This is a genomic window from Bradyrhizobium sp. 613_E4_N2_2 (genome assembly GCF_052075995.1).
GTDB lineage: Bacteria > Pseudomonadota > Alphaproteobacteria > Rhizobiales > Xanthobacteraceae > Bradyrhizobium > Bradyrhizobium barranii.
Genome location: NZ_CP197234.1, coordinates 3,283,708 through 3,299,140, shown reverse-complemented (window position 1 = coordinate 3,299,140; position 15,433 = coordinate 3,283,708). Strand labels below are relative to the sequence as shown.

The following is a 15,433-nucleotide window of genomic DNA, read 5'->3' as shown; positions in this document are numbered from 1 at the left end:
TCGCTCGTCATGCCCCAAAATTCGGAGCATTCGGAGCAATCGCGCGAGGAGATCAAAAGGGAGAATCAGAAGCGGAACAGCTGATGCGGCGATGCGAGCACCCGCGCGCGCTCGCCGTCATCGACGATCAGCGCATCGAGAAACTGCCTGTTTTTCGCGTAAGTCTGCGACGCCTCGAACTGCGTGTGCGGCCAGTCGCTGCCCCACAGCAATCGATCCAGGCCGTAGGCCTTACGCAGCAGCGGATAGGCCTCCTTCGCAAAACTCTCGCCGCTCGCGCCGTTGCGATACGGCGCCGAGGTCTTGACCCAGACATTTCGCGTCGCGCCGAGCTTCAGCACCGACTGGAAGCCGGGATCGGCGACACCGAGTTTCGGATCCGGCAGCGCATAGTGATCGAGCACGACGGGGACGCCATGGTCGAGCAGCTGCGGCGCCAGCAGTGCGAGATCGGACGCGTTGCGCTGGAGCTCGACTTGCCAGCCCATCGATTTCACGTTTCCGAGCAGCGCCTTCCATTCGCCGGCAGCGAGATCGGGCAAGGACTGGCCGACGAGATTGAGGCGGATACCGACGACGCCGGCGCGATCAAGCGCGCGCAGTTCGTCCGCGGTCACGGAAGGATCGACCACCGCGATACCACGCAGGCATCCGCCGGAAGTTTTCAGGCTCTCGACCAGATAGGAATTGTCGGTGCCGAGAAAGCTCGGCTGCACCAGCACGCCATTGCTCATGCCATTGCGGTCGAGCTGCTCCAGATAGAGCGCCAGCGGCGCATCGTAATCTGGGGCATAGCGCCGGCCGGGCGCGAGCTTGAGGCCGCGGTGGAAGACATGGGCATGGGTATCGATTGTCGGCAAGCTCGTCTCACTCTTCGCTCGGCTCGCGACGGCCGTGGCCGACACGAGGGATACAAGGCCTGTGCCGAATTGGCGGCGCGTCAGGCCACGCTCGCGGGATATCATGGTGACCGCTCCCCATCCGGCGTCAGGCGCGCGTCGCCGCGGCTTGTTCGAAAACCTTGCCGCGGGTTTCGGGCAACAACACCACCGCGATCAGCACCAGCGAATAGGCGAAGGCCGCATCGATGCCGATCGCCGGTCCGAGCCCGATATGGTCGCTGAGATAACCCACGAGGAAGGGGAACGCGGCGGAGACGATGCGGCCGAAATTGTAGCAGAAGCCGACACCGGTGCCGCGCACGCCGGCCGGATAGAGTTCGCTGAACAGCGCCGCCATGCTGGCCGGAATGCCGGCGGAGAAGAAGCCGAGCGGAAAGCCGAGCACCAGCATCTCGCCGTTGGTCAGCGGCGCGAAGATGTAGATCAGCACGGTGACGATGCAGGCGCTGGCGAAGAAGGTGACATTGGCCCTGCGGCCGATGCGGTCGCTGATGATGCCGCTCGCGATGCAGCCGCAGAAGAAGGCAACGATGATGACTGCGAGATAGCCGCTGGAGCCCAGCACCGACAGATGCCGCACTTCGCGCAAGTATGTCGGCAGGAACGTGGTCAGGGCCGCGTAACCGCCGTGGGCGCCGATTCCAAACAGGCCTCCGATCAGCGTCGAGCGCAGCACGTCACGATGGAAGATGCCCGAGAGCGTGGCGAAGAATGGCGTCTTGTCGGCTGCGACCGCGCGCGGCGGCTCCTTCAAGCCGCGGCGTATGAAGATGATGAGGAGCGCGGGCAACAGCCCCAGCGCAAACAGCAGCCGCCAGGCGATGTCGGCGGGTGCATAAGTGAACACGAGGGCCGAGAGCAGCACAGCTGCGCCCCACCCCACGGCCCAGGCGCTCTGCACCGAGCCCAGCGCCTTGCCGCGATGCTCGGGGCGAATGATCTCGGCCATCAGCACCGCGCCGCAAGCCCATTCGGCGCCGAAGCCGAGGCCCTGAATCGCCTTCAGGATCAGGAGCTGGTTGTAAGTCATCGCGAACGCGCAGGCGAAGGTCGCGAGCGCAAAGGTCGCAACGGTAATCTGAAGCGCCTTGACGCGGCCAAAACGGTCGCCGAGCGCGCCGCCGAGCCAGCCGCCGAACGCGCCGAAGAACAGCGTGACCGAGCCGAGCAGGCCCGCATCGGCCTTGCTGATGCCGAAGGCGGCGATCAGCGCGGGAATGGCAAGGCCGAACATCTGGACGTCGAGCGCATCCAGCGCCCAGCCGCCAAAGCTTGCCCAGAACGTGCGCCGCTCCAGCGGCGAGCTTTCGCTGTACCAGTTTGACATTGTTTCTCCCTTGAATTCGTTATTGCTTGATGTCGTTGAAAGGTCGCTCTCACCTGATCTCGGCGTGGTAGCGGAACCGGTCGGCCGGCCCCCTCGACCTGCGCCATTCGATCGGCCGCCGCTCCAGATCGAGCGCGAGGCGCTCGATCACGATCAATGGTGCGTGCGCTTCGAGGCGCAGCAGCCGGGCCTGCATCTCGTTGGCCATTTCGACCGTCAGAATTTCCTCGGCCGACACCACCACCTCCCCGCAGCGCTCCTCGTAGAGCGGATAAAGCAGGTCGCCGAATTCGGCGGTGTCGATCTCCAGGATCGGTGCGAAGCGCGATTGCTGGAGCCAGATTTCTTCGGCGAGCAGCGGTACATCGTCGATCAGGCGCAGACGCGACAGGCTGATCACGGGCTCGCCGACAGGGATGCGCAGCGCCGACGCAACGGCCGAATTCGCCGGAACGCTCTTGCGCCGGATGATGCGGCTCTTCGGCACGCGCCGCTCGCCGCTCTCGGACTGGAAGCGGAAGAAGCGGAATAGCGAGGAGTTGAAGCGCGCCCGGCGCACGAAGGTGCCGCGGCCCTGCTGGCGCTCCAGCACGGTATCGGCAACGAGCTGATCGATCGCTTTGCGCACGGTGCCGATGGCGACGCCGTAATGCGCCGCGAGCTCGGCCTCCGACGGGATCGGCTCGCCCGGCCGCCATTCATTGCGGTTGATCCGCGCGGCGAGGTCGTCGCGCAGGCGCTGGTAGCGTGGCAGGCGGTCGTCGTGCGGGGCTGCATTCATATAGTCATATAGATGACTATATGAGATAGGAGTCAAGCACTACCAAGGTACCGCAATCGAGAAACCGGCGATGCCCGCGGGGGACGCGAGGTCGGGCCGGCGGACGTTGCCAACCCGACCTCGCCTTGCGCGTTAATTCGCTGCCCTCGGCGTGCAGGGCGGCTGCTTGTAGGGCGCTGAGGCAAACGCGCCCTGTGCCGGAGCCCTCACGCAATCCGCAGCCGCCTGAGGCGAGGCGCGCCGCGGGGCGACGTCGCGAGCGGCTGCGGCCTGGGTTTGATAGACGGCGGCGGCGATCAGGGCGGCCGAGACAAGGGTCAATCGGGTCATGGGTTCTCTCCGCGTGGCAAACGGAAGCCGAGAGGTTTCGGCGTCCTGACAATATGAGCGGAAATCGCCGTGAGATATTTCATCACGCGCCTTCAACGAAACGCGAGCACCCTCACCCCAGTTGAAACACCGCCACCTTGTGCTCGTAGCCGCGAATCGCGACCTCGCCGAGTGCGACGGCGTCCTCACCGTCGTCGCCGAGCGCCTCGCGGACGGACGCGGAGATCAGCAGGTGCGAGCCGAACTCCTTGTTGAGTGCCTCCAGCCGCGAGGCGAAGTTCACGGTGTCGCCGATCACCGTGTACTCCTTGCGCCGGGGCGAGCCGATATTGCCGGCAACGACCTCGCCGAAATGGATGCCGATGCCGATCCGCAGCGGCCAGCTCGTTTGCGCGTTGATGCGGTCCATCGCGGCCAGCATCTCGCGGCCCGCGGCAACCGCGCGGTGCGCGGCGTCGGAGGCCTCCAGCGGCGCGCCGAACAGGGCGAGGAAGCCATCGCCCAAAAACTTGTTCACGATGCCGCCCTGACGATCGAGGATGTCGACCAGCACGGCGAACGCACCGTCGAGCCGGTCAACCACCTCCTGCGGGGTGCGCAACCGCGCGCTGGCGGTGAAGCCGCGGAAATCGACGAACATCACCGCGACGCGGCGAAGGTCGCCGCCCGCGCTGGGCCCCGCCGCCATCAGCCGTTCCACCACCTGCGGCGAGACGTGCTGGCCGAACAGGTTGGTGACGCGATCACGCGCGGTGGCGGCCGCGATGCTCGCGGCAAATTGCCGCCGCAGCCGCGCGCCGACGGAGCCGGCGAGCACGCCGCAGATCAGGATGATGGTGCTGCGCACAGCGTGAAAGTAGATCAGCGGTTCGCCAGCGTCGCTGGCCGAATTGTAGTACAGCGCGACGGCCAGGAGTTCGGCCGCGGCCACAAATCCCGTGAAGGTGGACAGCCAGAAATCGAGCCGCAGCGTCGAAAGAATGATGAAGATGAAATAGGCCAGTGGCAGCACGAAACCGAGCGCGGGCCCAGCGCCCATGCTGCGAATCTGCAGAATCAGGATGATCGTCGGCAGCGACGTTTCGATGAGAGCGCCGATATAGCGCCTGATCACCGGCAGGTCGCGATCGAGCTTGAGGTTTCGCCTGATCTGGCTATGGACCCAGACCTCGAAGAGGATGAAGCCCCCCAAGAGCATGTATTCGCGGACCAAGCCCTCCGTCCCGCGCCAGACCCGGTTCACGATGGCAGGGTCGATCAGGTAGGTTGCGGTGAGGAACAGGATCATGACGCAGCCCGTCGTGATCAGCGCCCTCACCCGCAACAGCTCGGTGCGCAGCACTTCTCGCGTCAGCTCGCGCTCGAACTCCTCCGACATCACGGCATGCTGCCGGGTCTTCCTGCTGGCAAACCTGACCATTTCTCCCCTCGATTCAGGGGCATTGTGCCTCAATCCAGCGTGCGGCGGAAGCGCGTCACCGCGATGGTCATGGCGACCAGCATCAGGATCGCCAGCGCCAGCGCATCGAAGCGCAAATTCTGCATGGTCGCGCCCTTCAGCATGATGGCGCGGACGATCCGCAAGTAGTGGGTCAGCGGCAGGCATTCGCCGAGATATTGCGCCCAGACCGGCATGCCGGCGAACGGGAACATGAATCCGGAGAGCAGAATGCTCGGCAGGAAGAACATCATGGCCATCTGCATGGCCTGGAGCTGGTTCTGCACCACGGTCGAGATGGTGTAGCCAATCGACAGATTTGTAGCGATGAACAAGGTCGACAGCAGCGCGAGCAGGAACAGATTGCCGAGCAAGGGCACGCCGAACAGGCCGACACCGATGCCGATGATGAGGAAGGCCTGAAGGAAGCCAACCAGCACATAAGGAACGATCTTGCCGAACATCACCTCGACCGGCTTGATCGGCATCGACAGCAGGCTCTCCATGGTGCCGCGCTCGACCTCGCGGGTGACCGAGAGCGCGGTGAAGATCAGCATCGTCATGGTGAGGATAGTGCCGACGAGGCCCGGCACGATATTGAGGCTGGACGACGCGGCCGGATTGTAGCGCGCATGCGCGCGGATCTCGAACGGCATCTCGGGCGGATTGCCGATATAGAGATCGTGCGCAAGCGCGGTCTGCACGACCATGCCGAGCGAGCCGAGCGCGGCGCTGGCCGCAACGGGATCGGTGGCGTCGGCCGCAACCAGCAGCGCCGGCCTGTCGCCGCGCCGCACCGCCCGCTCGAAGCCCCGCGGAATCTCGACGCCGAACAGCACCTTGCCCGATTTCAGCAGGTTGTCGAAATCGTCGACGTCGTGCACCTCGTAGATGAAGCGGAAATAGGCGGTGTTCTCCAGCGCCTTCAACACCGAGCGGGCAAGATCCGAATCCTCCTGGAGCAGCACCGCGCTCGGCAGATTGTGCGGCGTGGTGTTGATGGCATAGCCGAACAGCAGAAGCTGCATCACCGGCAGCATCACGATCATCGCGAACGAGACGCGGTCGCGCTTGAGCTGGATGAACTCCTTGACCAGCATCGCATAGGAGCGCTTCCAGAAGCCGAAGCGCTCGCGGATCGCGTGCGCGGGTGCGGGATGATCGGCGGCGCTCATTGGAAATTGTCCCTGGAACGGCTCATCAATTCGATGAACACGTCTTCGAGCGAGGGCGATGATTTGTGCCAGTGCAGGCCGCTCTTCTCGCGCCACGGCGCGATGTTGGCCTCGAGCGCGGCGACGTCGCGCCCGGAAACGTGCAGCGAAGTGCCGAACGGTGCCACCATGTCCACGCCGGGCTTGCCGGTGAGCGCGGCCGTGAGCCCGTTGAGCTCCTCGCCCGTCACGGTGTAGGTCGTCAGGGCGGACTTCGCGATCACCTCCTCCACCGTGCCGTGCGCCAGCAGATGGCCGTAGGCGATATAGGCGATCTCGTGGCAGCGCTCGGCCTCGTCCATGTAGTGGGTCGAGACCAGGACGGTGAGGCCGTCGGCCGCGAGCGCATGGATCTCGTTCCAGAAATCGCGCCGCGCCTTGGGATCGACGCCGGCGGTCGGCTCGTCCAGCAGCAACAGTTTCGGACTGGGCAGCGTGCAGGCCCCGAGCGCGAGCCGCTGCTTCCAGCCGCCGGAGAGCTCGCCCGCGAGCTGCTCCTCGCGCCCCGACAGCCCGAGCCGCTTGATCATGTCGCGCGCGGCGCCGCGTGCATCGGCGATGCCATAGAGCCGGGCGACGAATTCGAGGTTCTCGCGCACCGAGAGGTCCTGGTACAGGCTGAAGCGCTGGGTCATGTAGCCGACCTGGCGCTTGATCTTTTCGGCATCGCGCCGGATATCGTAGCCGAGGCATGTGCCCTCGCCGCTGTCGGGCGTGAGCAGGCCGCAGAGGATGCGGATGGTGGTGGTCTTGCCCGAGCCGTTCGGCCCGAGGAAGCCGTAGATCGAGCCGCGCTTCACCTGCATCGACAGATCGTGCACGACCTCGCGGCCGCCAAACGACTTGGTCAGGCCCTTGACGTCGATCGCGATGCCGTTGCCGTTGCCGCCGCTCATCGCTTGTCCGCCACCGGCGTTTTTGGATGGAGATAGACGTCAATCGGCTGTCCGACCCGCAAGGCATCGGGCCGCGAGGGTCGCGCCTGGATCAAATAGACCAGCTTGTTGCGCTCATCGAGGCTGTAGATGACAGGCGGAGTGTACTCGGCCGAGGTCGCGATGAAATAGATCTTTGCGGTGAGATCCGCCGCGCAATTGTCGCAAGAGATGCGCACCGTGTCGCCGATCGCAAGCTTCGGCAACTCGGTCTCGGGCACGAAGAAGCGCAGCTTCATGTTGCCGGGCGGCATGATCGAGAGCACCGGCCGCTGCGCCGCCACCATCTCGCCCTCGCGGAAATAGATCTGCTGGATGGTGCCGGCAACGGGCGCAAAGCCCCTGCGCCGCGCCATTCGCGTCTCCGACGTCGCGACCCGCGCTTCGGCGACACGCAAGGACGACACGGCGGAATCGAGATTGGCCTGCGTACCGGAGCCGGTCTTGTTCAGCGAGGCCGCGCGATCATAGGTCTGCTGCGCATTGGCCAGTGTCGCCTTGTTCTGGTTGAGGTCGGCAAGCTGAAGATCGTCGTCGACGGAATAGAGGGCATCGCCGACCTTCACCTCGTCGCCCTCGCGCACATTGAGCTTCGTCACCCGGCCCGCTTCGTCCGGGCTGACGAAGATCATGTCGGCCTCGACCCACCCCTGAAATCCGGGATCGCGCTTGTCCTTGCAGCCGGCAAGGCCGGTTGCAAGGACGAGGGCCACTGCAAACACAGAAAATGCTCGTGACGACCTCATGTCGTCCTCCGTTCGCCAAAAATCAAATCGAGATGGACGCGCAGCATGTCCTGGGCGTCGAGCGGCGCGTGCCGTGCAAACAGGCTCTGCCAGATCACCGCGATCATCGCGGGTGCGACCAGGATCTGCGGATAGCGCGCGAGGTTCTTCTCGCGGATCTCGCCGCGGGCAATGCCGAGCTCGATCAGCGCGCGCATGCCGGCGATCCCGCGCGAGACGACCTCGCGATAGTAGAAATCGGCGACAGACGGAAAGCGCGGCCCTTCCGCCACGATCAATCGCACGAGATCGCCGCGCCTCGTGCCGATGACCTCTTTCAAAAAGTTACCGGCAAAGGCCTCGACGAGATCGCGCACCGAACCCGTCGGCGGCGGCAGCGCATTCAGCTTCGCTACCACCGGCACGATCACAGTGCGCACCAGCTCCTCGAACATCGATTCCTTGTCCTTGAAGTGCAGGTAGATCGTGCCCTTTGCGACACCGGCGCGCTTGGCGATGTCATCGAGCCGCGTCGCGGCAAAGCCGCGCGCGATGAACTCCTCCATCGCCGCTTCCACGATGGCCGACCGACGCTCGGCCGCACGCGTGGCACGGTTCGAAGCGGGCGCAGCGTCGGCGGGCGCACGGCCCTTCGCATCGGCGCGAGCTGCGGTTGGCGTGGCTGCTTTGGTTGGCTTCTTTGTCATCTCCTATTTATGACTGACCAGTCAGTCATAGTCAAGACAGCGATCCAGCCTTATGCAAGCCAACGAATTAGTATTTACTAATGCATTAGCACATGCTAATCGAATACCCATGATCGAAGCCGCCCCAAATCCCGTCACCACCGTGATGCGCGCCCTCGCCGATCCGACCCGCCGTGCCGTGTTCGAGCGCGTGTTCGAGAGCAAGGAGATCAGCGTCGCCGAGCTCACCCGCGGCAGCGGCGTGACGCAGGGCGCGATCTCACAGCATCTGAAGTCGCTGAAGCAGGCCGGCCTCGTCGCCGAGCGCGCCGAGGGCCGCAACGTCTATTACCGCGCCGCGCCGCAAGGACTCGAGCCGCTGGTCACCTGGATGGACCATTACGGCGTGTTCTGGCGCGAGCGTTTCCAGAATCTGCGTGACCTCTTGAAGGAGATCGATCCGTGAGTGCAGCCGAGTTCAGAGCCGGGACAAAAGACATCGTCCAAGACATTGTTTTAGAGGAGGTCTTCCCTCACGCGCCCGAGACGATCTGGAGGACGCTGACCAGCGCCCAGTTGATCGCGCGCTGGCTGATGCAGCCGACCGGCTTCGAAGCCGCCGAAGGCAAGGCCTTCACGTTCCAGACCACGCCGGGCGGCAACTGGGATGGCGTTATCCATTGCCGGGTTCTGGAAGTCGTACCGAACCGGCGCCTCGTCTATGCCTGGAAGGGCGGCGACGAACGCAACACCGGCTACGGCGCGCCGCTCGATACCGTCGTGACGTGGTCCCTCACCCCGGTCGAAGCCGGCACGCGGATCCGCCTGGTGCATGCGGGCTTCGTCATGCCGAGGAACGAGTCGGCCTACACGGTTATGAGCGGCGGCTGGAAGAAGGTCGTCCGCCAGCTCGACGAGATCAGTGGCGAGAAGTGAGTGGGAGATCTTTCGATGACCAAGCCTTTTACCGGCGGCTGCGCCTGCGGCGCGATCCGCTATTCGATTCTCGGTGAGCCGCTGTTCAGCAATCACTGCCAGTGCCGGGATTGCCAGCGCGAAAGCGGTAGCGGCCACGGCTCGTACATGACCTTCGCACGCGCCGGCGTCACGGTGACGGGCGAGGCGAAGCATTGGGACATGGTCGGCGACAGCGGCAACGTGAAGACGCGCGGTTTCTGCACGCAGTGCGGCTTGCCGGTCTACATGACCTTCGCCGCAATGCCCGACATCTTCACCATCCGCGCCGCAAGCCTCGACGAGCCCGCCCGCTACAAGCCGCAGGTGGTGACCTACGCGGCGCGCGGGTACGATTGGGATCGTCTCGATCCCGACCTGCCGAAATTCGCAGGCATGCCGCCAGGGTGAGGCGGCTGTATTTGGAGTGTCGAAGTCTCGGCATCGTCATGGCCGGACTGTTCCGCATGTCATTCCCGACGCAATGCTCCGGTCCGCGCATCGCGCGGTACCCGTTGCATCGCCAATGACAGCAAAAGGATTATCCCTTGGCGTCGCAGGCCCAGGCGCGGATCACGCATTCCTTGCCGCCGTATTTGTAGCATTCGCGCGTGGCGGCATTGAGCGAGGCCGAGATCTTCGGTTTCACGGCATAGCCATAGGCGCCGCACGGGTTGGCCATATCGACCGACATCGCGGCGCAGGCGCGCTTCATGGTCACGGTCGTGCAGTCGCCCTTGCACTGCTTCTGCGCCGCGGCACGGGCCTCGCGCTCGGCGCCGTAATCAAAAGCCTGGCCATAGGCCCCGCACTTGCCGACCGCAAACGCGCCGGCAGCATGCGCATCCGTGATGTAGCGAGCGCCGGCGACACAAACCGACAGCGCAAAGAAAAACATCGCGCAACGGCGCGCGACGACATTCGAAGCCATGGAAAAACCCCTCCCCCCAAGGCAGGTGGAGAGGACTCTAAGCGGTGGTCGTTTCCAGATGGTGAACGAGGGGTTGAAAACGGACGAATGAGGCACGGCCGCAGGCTCAGACCTCATCCTGAGGAGACCGCGTAGCGGTCGTCTCGAAGGATGGCCGCGAGCGCGATCCGAGCCCTCACGGTTCAAGACCGCGCCTTTTCAATTGCAGCTACGTTTTCTCGGCCTGCCCAGCCACGTACAGGAAGAGAACAACTCCGCTTGGCGCTCTTGCCGAAGGATCAGAACTTGTGCCAGAATTCAACCATAGGATGTTGCGGGAGGCAGATATGCTTTCTACCAACGATCGAATTGTATTGGGCACCTTAATTGTTCTCATTCTTTGGCTCTTTCTTTTCCTCCCGGTCTATCACGAGTCCTTCGAAGGCATAGTTGTCGTCTGGGATTTCGTCAGCGCCGTAATTTGTGCTGGGATCGTGCTGTTGCTGCTGCCGAGCTTGTGGGCCCGCATCCATGGGTTATTCGAGGTCTTTTCCGATCTCGCCGCTCCGATCTTCGTGCTGATTCTGGCAAGCGTTATCTATTCGACGGCGCAAATGCGCGAGGTTCTGTGGATCAAGTTTGCACCGGGCATCGATCCGAACGACCCGCTCGCGCCCTTCAGTCTCATGGCTGGCGTCTTCGGAACTGATCTGTGGGCAACGAGTTCGATGCTGCTGTTAGTCATCGCCCTCGGCGTATGGGGACCAGCCCACTTCTACCCATATTCCGACGTTGTCTCAGCATTTCGGCTGTATCCCCACGCGCACCGAATAGCGGATCGCCTGCTCGAAGTCATGTCGCAAGCAAACCGTTTCGGCTTTGCTTGGCTGCTGGCGCCACTGCTTCCGGTTGTTATTTTCTACAACGCACTTGTGCCAACCTTTCCGCTGAAGGGTGAGCTGTTTTACGTGGGGTGGGAAATACTCTTCTATGGGCTGTTGCTGGCCTCCATATTTGGCCTCGTCTTCCTCTACACTCTGCTGGTGTACCTGACATCGCGAGACCGATGGCGCATCGATTTCGTCGTCAGAGCTTTTCCCTACTTGCCTTTGATCCCGTTCGTTACGCTATTCAAGAATTTCCCTCGGCTATCGGAAAGCTTTCTCAGTATCAAACTGAACCGCCAACTGTTCGAAGCGGCTCTTTTCTCGCTGTTTGTCCTGGCTATCTTTGCGTTTGTTCTGTTCTGCATCGTACCGATCGTCTACTTGGCCTCCGGGCTCAACATTATGAGCGTGGTGCAAAATGAGATTTTCACGGTAAATGTATTCTTGGCCGCCAGCTTGTCGTTTTCGGCGACGCTGTTCGGTCTGGCCCGTGAAAAGAAGCGATGGCACGGACTTCACGTCATCATCGGCGCGATGCTCGCGTTCGCGTATTTCGACCTTGACGACAACCACGCTATTCGCAGGCTTGCCGGCCAATCGATAGCTGGAACCTACGTGAAGCCATTAACTCTCGAGGACGGGTTTCAAACCTGGATAGCATCGCGCTCTGATCTCGACCGTTTCGAGGACGGCACCTACCCCGTCTACGTGGTGGCAGCTGAAGGAGGTGGCATCTACGCCGCATACCATGCCGGCATGTTCCTCGCCGCAATACAGGATCAGTATCCAGAATTCGCGCAGCACACATTTGCGATCAGTGCAGTCTCGGGAGGCGCTTTGGGCGCCTCGATATTTTCATCCCTCGTCAAGGCAAGAACACGAGTCGATGCGGCCAGAGCGCCTCAGAATTGGTATTGGGACAATGCACAGAGCTTTCTCCAGAAAGACTTCCTCTCCGATCTTATAAGCGCAACTCTCTTCTTGGACGCGCCTGCGCGGATTCTGCCTTGCTGGAATCTCTTATGCCCCGGAGCAAGTTTGAATCGAGCGCGCGCGCTCGAGCGCTCCATCGAAAATGCTTGGCCGGCAGCGGCACAGGATCGGAAGTATCCAAATCCGTTCAAGTCCGGCATTCTCGGCTCTTGGGATCCCAAAAGTGTGGCTCCGGCCCTGCTCTTAAATTCGACCGAAGTCGAGACTGGCGAACGGGTGGTCGTTGCGCCGATGAGCTTGCAGAGCAGTCAAACGCCGGGTCTCTATAGCCTATCTGACAGGAATCCGACGCTCGATATCCCGCTCAGTACCGGTGTTGGATTGAGCGCGAGTTTTCCATTCGTAAGCCCAGCTGGTTGGTATGCAGCGACAGCTCCAACGGGAGAGAGAATACGTACTGAGAAGCGTCGGCTTGTTGATGGTGGTTATTCCGACAATTCGGGAATTGCTACGGCGCTCGATATCATCGCGCGACTTCAAGCATGCCCCGCCACTCGTCCGGTCGACTGCAAGCCTAAAGCGCGATTCATTCTTCTAGCCCTGGTTAGCCCTCCCGCCGACGACGGATTTGACAACTCTACCTACTCCTTTGGTGAATTGGCGACCCCACTGCGAGCCCTGGATAGCATTCGCTCCGAACGCGGCCGGCGCGCCGTTGCGCAGGCTCAACTATTTATGGACCAAAAGACTTGCGCCGACGCCGATCAAGAAAACCATAGTGCATCGTGCACCGAGGGGAGAGTGCGCAAGGTGATCCTCGCGACGGACGATGTGCGCGTCCCACTCGGATGGGTGCTGTCGGATCGATCCCGTAGAGCGATCGAATGCAGTTTCGGCTTGGAAGCTCATTGTCCTGCAGCGCCAATTGGCAAGAACACGGCTAGCATGCGCGAGAACAACAAGAGGATCGCGCTCCAGATCGGAAAGGAATTGAAAACCGATCGAATGTCCGAATCTTCTCCGCCCACCAACGATGCTGCACATCTTGGAACGGGAGCCATTTCTCCGGCGCGGTGAAGAGAATAGCAGCGACCTCCTACGGGCACCACTATCCCCGCCGTGCCGCTTCCAGCGCCTGCGGCGTGTCGATGTCGAGGAACGCGCTCTCGCCATCCACGGGGACTTCGGCCACCGCTTCGGTGTGCTTGGCGATCAGATGGCGCGCGCCGACGTCGCCGTCGAGCGTCATCAATTCCCTAAAGAAGCGGCGCGACCACAGCACGGGATTGCCGCGGCGCCCGTCACTGACGGGCACGACGATGAGGTTGCCGCGATCCGGCGCAAAGCCGTCGATGAGACGGTCGATCAGGCCGGCATCGATCAACGGCATGTCGCCCAAACAGACCACGGCGCCGTCGCAAGCCTCAGGCACGGCCGCGATGCCGGCCTTGACCGAGCTCGCGATGCCGCCGGCGAAATCCGGATTGCGGACGAACTTCACCTTCAAGCCTTGCAGCGCCTGCTCGACCAGCTCGGTCTGATGGCCGGTGACGACGATCACCTCGGACGCCTTGGAGGCCAGCGCCTGCTCGGTCGCGATCCGCACCAGCTTCTTGCCGTCGAGCTCGGCGAGCAGCTTGTTCGGTCCGCCCATCCGGGTCGAGCGGCCCGCCGCGAGCACGATGGCCGCGACCTGGCTGTTGCCCTCGATCGCGGGTTCTGCGCGCGGCTGCGGCCGCGTGACGATCTCCATCAGGAGGCCGCCGACGCCCATGCCCATCAACTCGGAACGCGTCACCTTGATGCCGGCGAGCAGCCGCATCAGCACCCAGTCAAAACCGTTCTCGACCGGCGAGCGTGCGCAGCCCGGCGCGCCCAGCACCGGCACCCCGCCGGCCCGCGCGATCAGCAGCAAATTGCCGGGGTCGACCGGCATGCCGAAATGCTCGATCTCGCCGCCGATCCCGGTGACGGCCGCCGGAATCACGTCGCGGCGGTCGGCGATCGCGGACGCCCCGAACACGATGACGAGCTCCGCACCAAGCCCGAGCAATTCCTTGATCGCGGCCGACAGCGCCCGCTCCTCATGCTGCACGCGCCGCTCGGCAATGATGCTGGCGCCGGCCGGCGCGAGCCGCTCGGCGGTGACGCGCAGCGTCTTGTCGATCACCTTCGACGAGAGGCCCGGCAGCAGCGTCGAGACCACGCCGACGCGCTTGATGACGTAGGGCGCGATCTTCAGCACGTCCCTGCCCGCCGCCTTCACCGCGGCATCGCGCAAATTGCCTTCGACGCCGAACGGGATGATCTTGACGGTGCCGACCATCTCGCCCTCGACCACCGGCTTGTAGGCGGAGAGCGTCGCAAAGGTGATGGCCTCGTCAATATTGTTGATGCGGTCGACCGCGGCGCGGTCGATCACCAGCACGCCCGGGCGCGCGGCGAACAGATTGGCGCGGCCGGTGAAGGCGCGCTCGACATGAATGCCGTCGCCGCCGACGGCCAGCGCGATGCTGGCGGCGGCGACATCCTCGGAGACGTCGCCCTCCTCCATGCGCACCACCACGACGTCCTTGATGCCGGCGCGCGTCAGCGCCTCGACCTCGGCCGGGCCGATCGTCGTACCCTTCTTCAGCACCAGCGGACCCTGGCGCAGGGTGTGGACTGTCACCCCGCCGATCGCATCCTTGGGGCTCGCCGGTCCGAATTTCATGCCGCTTCTTCTTTTTCTTTGGGAGGCAGGCGCAGCACCGCCGTGATCTCGGCCATGATCGACACCGCGATCTCGGACGGCGAGACAGCGCCGATCGCCAGCCCGATGGGTGCGTGGATGCGCGCGATGTCGCTGTCCTTCGCGCCCTGCGCGCGCAGCCGGTCGCCGCGCTTGGCATGCGTTTTTCGCGAGCCGAGCGCGCCGATATAGAAGCAGTTGCGCTCGAAGGCGTGCAGCAGCGCGGGATCGTCGATCTTCGGATCGTGCGTCACCGCGACGAAAGCCGTGTAGACATCGACATTGAGCGGCGGCAGCGCCGTGTCGGGCCATTCGGCGACCAGGGGAATGTCAGGGAAGCGCTCCGCGCTCGCAAACGCCGTGCGGGGATCGACCACGGTGACGTCGTAGCCGAGCGAGCGCGCCAGCGGCGCCAAGGCCTGGCTGATATGGACCGCGCCGACGATGACGAGCTTTGCGGTCGGCGCGTAGACGTTGAGGAACAGCTTTTTGCCGCCGGCTTCTACACTGGCGCTCTTGCCCATGCGAAGCTGCTTGTCCAGTTCGGCACGCAGCGGGTCTTTTGCAAAATCCGCAGCCTTCACTAGGCGCTGATCGCCGGTCTCGGTGTCGGTCACCAAAATCGCCGGCCGGCGCGCGGCGCGCTCGGCATTGAGTTCGTGCAGGATTGCGAGCTTCAC

At 63.4% G+C, this 15,433-nt stretch carries 16 protein-coding genes; 4 read left to right on the top strand and 12 right to left on the bottom strand.

What is annotated here, in order from left to right; all coding sequences use genetic code 11:
- Positions 1–65 precede the first annotated feature (65 nt).
- The 9 genes from AB7290_RS15515 to AB7290_RS15475 form a co-directional block, all read right to left on the bottom strand.
- Positions 66–965 carry an amidohydrolase family protein gene (locus AB7290_RS15515; RefSeq protein WP_085404343.1) on the bottom strand — a complete coding sequence of 300 codons (900 nt, stop codon included), beginning with the start codon at positions 963–965 and terminating at the stop codon, positions 66–68.
- Positions 966–987: 22 nt separating this feature from the next.
- Positions 988–2,229 carry an MFS transporter gene (locus tag AB7290_RS15510; RefSeq protein WP_085404342.1) on the bottom strand — a complete coding sequence of 414 codons (1,242 nt, stop codon included), beginning with the start codon at positions 2,227–2,229 and terminating at the stop codon, positions 988–990.
- Positions 2,230–2,278: 49 nt separating this feature from the next.
- On the bottom strand, positions 2,279–3,010 hold the full coding sequence (locus tag AB7290_RS15505) for a GntR family transcriptional regulator (RefSeq protein ID WP_085404341.1): 732 nt from the start codon (positions 3,008–3,010) through the stop codon (positions 2,279–2,281).
- A gap of 132 nt (positions 3,011–3,142) precedes the next feature.
- Positions 3,143–3,340 carry a hypothetical protein gene (locus AB7290_RS15500; RefSeq protein WP_085404340.1) on the bottom strand — a complete coding sequence of 66 codons (198 nt, stop codon included), beginning with the start codon at positions 3,338–3,340 and terminating at the stop codon, positions 3,143–3,145.
- A 112-nt stretch (positions 3,341–3,452) separates the two neighbouring features.
- Positions 3,453–4,760 carry an adenylate/guanylate cyclase domain-containing protein gene (locus tag AB7290_RS15495; RefSeq protein ID WP_085404339.1) on the bottom strand — a complete coding sequence of 436 codons (1,308 nt, stop codon included), beginning with the start codon at positions 4,758–4,760 and terminating at the stop codon, positions 3,453–3,455.
- Between the two features lie 29 nt (positions 4,761–4,789).
- Complete coding sequence (locus AB7290_RS15490; protein WP_085404338.1) at positions 4,790–5,953, bottom strand: ABC transporter permease; 1,164 nt, start codon at positions 5,951–5,953, stop codon at positions 4,790–4,792.
- The gene (locus tag AB7290_RS15485) at positions 5,950–6,888 is read right to left on the bottom strand and encodes an ABC transporter ATP-binding protein (protein ID WP_085404337.1); all 939 of its coding nucleotides are present in this window, start codon (positions 6,886–6,888) and stop codon (positions 5,950–5,952) included. The genes AB7290_RS15490 and AB7290_RS15485 overlap by 4 nt, the downstream gene beginning before the upstream one ends.
- Positions 6,885–7,673, bottom strand: coding sequence for an HlyD family secretion protein (locus tag AB7290_RS15480; RefSeq protein WP_085404336.1), 789 nt, complete (start codon positions 7,671–7,673; stop codon positions 6,885–6,887). The genes AB7290_RS15485 and AB7290_RS15480 overlap by 4 nt, the downstream gene beginning before the upstream one ends.
- Positions 7,670–8,359, bottom strand: a complete 690-nt coding sequence (locus tag AB7290_RS15475; protein WP_094184412.1) for a TetR/AcrR family transcriptional regulator — start codon at positions 8,357–8,359, stop codon at positions 7,670–7,672. Before AB7290_RS15475 ends, AB7290_RS15480 begins: the two co-directional genes overlap by 4 nt.
- Before the next feature lie 109 nt (positions 8,360–8,468).
- On the opposite strand from AB7290_RS15475, the gene AB7290_RS15470 reads away from it, so the two are divergent.
- From AB7290_RS15470 to AB7290_RS15460, 3 genes are read left to right on the top strand one after another with little or no spacing between them, the layout of a single operon-like run.
- Positions 8,469–8,804 carry an ArsR/SmtB family transcription factor gene (locus AB7290_RS15470; protein WP_011088398.1) on the top strand — a complete coding sequence of 112 codons (336 nt, stop codon included), beginning with the start codon at positions 8,469–8,471 and terminating at the stop codon, positions 8,802–8,804.
- Entirely contained in the window at positions 8,801–9,274 is a 474-nt protein-coding gene (locus tag AB7290_RS15465) for an SRPBCC family protein (RefSeq protein WP_085404335.1), read from the top strand. Before AB7290_RS15470 ends, AB7290_RS15465 begins: the two co-directional genes overlap by 4 nt.
- A 15-nt stretch (positions 9,275–9,289) precedes the next feature.
- Positions 9,290–9,703, top strand: a complete 414-nt coding sequence (locus tag AB7290_RS15460; protein WP_085404334.1) for a GFA family protein — start codon at positions 9,290–9,292, stop codon at positions 9,701–9,703.
- Positions 9,704–9,833: 130 nt separating this feature from the next.
- Here the strand turns inward: AB7290_RS15460 and AB7290_RS15455 are convergent, their stop codons facing one another.
- Positions 9,834–10,223, bottom strand: coding sequence for a DUF4189 domain-containing protein (locus tag AB7290_RS15455; RefSeq protein WP_028158473.1), 390 nt, complete (start codon positions 10,221–10,223; stop codon positions 9,834–9,836).
- A gap of 326 nt (positions 10,224–10,549) precedes the next feature.
- On the opposite strand from AB7290_RS15455, the gene AB7290_RS15450 reads away from it, so the two are divergent.
- Complete coding sequence (locus tag AB7290_RS15450; protein ID WP_161495919.1) at positions 10,550–13,099, top strand: patatin-like phospholipase family protein; 2,550 nt, start codon at positions 10,550–10,552, stop codon at positions 13,097–13,099.
- A 31-nt stretch (positions 13,100–13,130) separates the two neighbouring features.
- Here the strand turns inward: AB7290_RS15450 and AB7290_RS15445 are convergent, their stop codons facing one another.
- Together AB7290_RS15445 and AB7290_RS15440 are read right to left on the bottom strand one after the other, a co-directional pair.
- The gene (locus AB7290_RS15445) at positions 13,131–14,735 is read right to left on the bottom strand and encodes an NTP transferase domain-containing protein (RefSeq protein WP_085404332.1); all 1,605 of its coding nucleotides are present in this window, start codon (positions 14,733–14,735) and stop codon (positions 13,131–13,133) included.
- Complete coding sequence (locus AB7290_RS15440; protein ID WP_085404331.1) at positions 14,732–15,433, bottom strand: XdhC family protein; 702 nt, start codon at positions 15,431–15,433, stop codon at positions 14,732–14,734. Before AB7290_RS15440 ends, AB7290_RS15445 begins: the two co-directional genes overlap by 4 nt.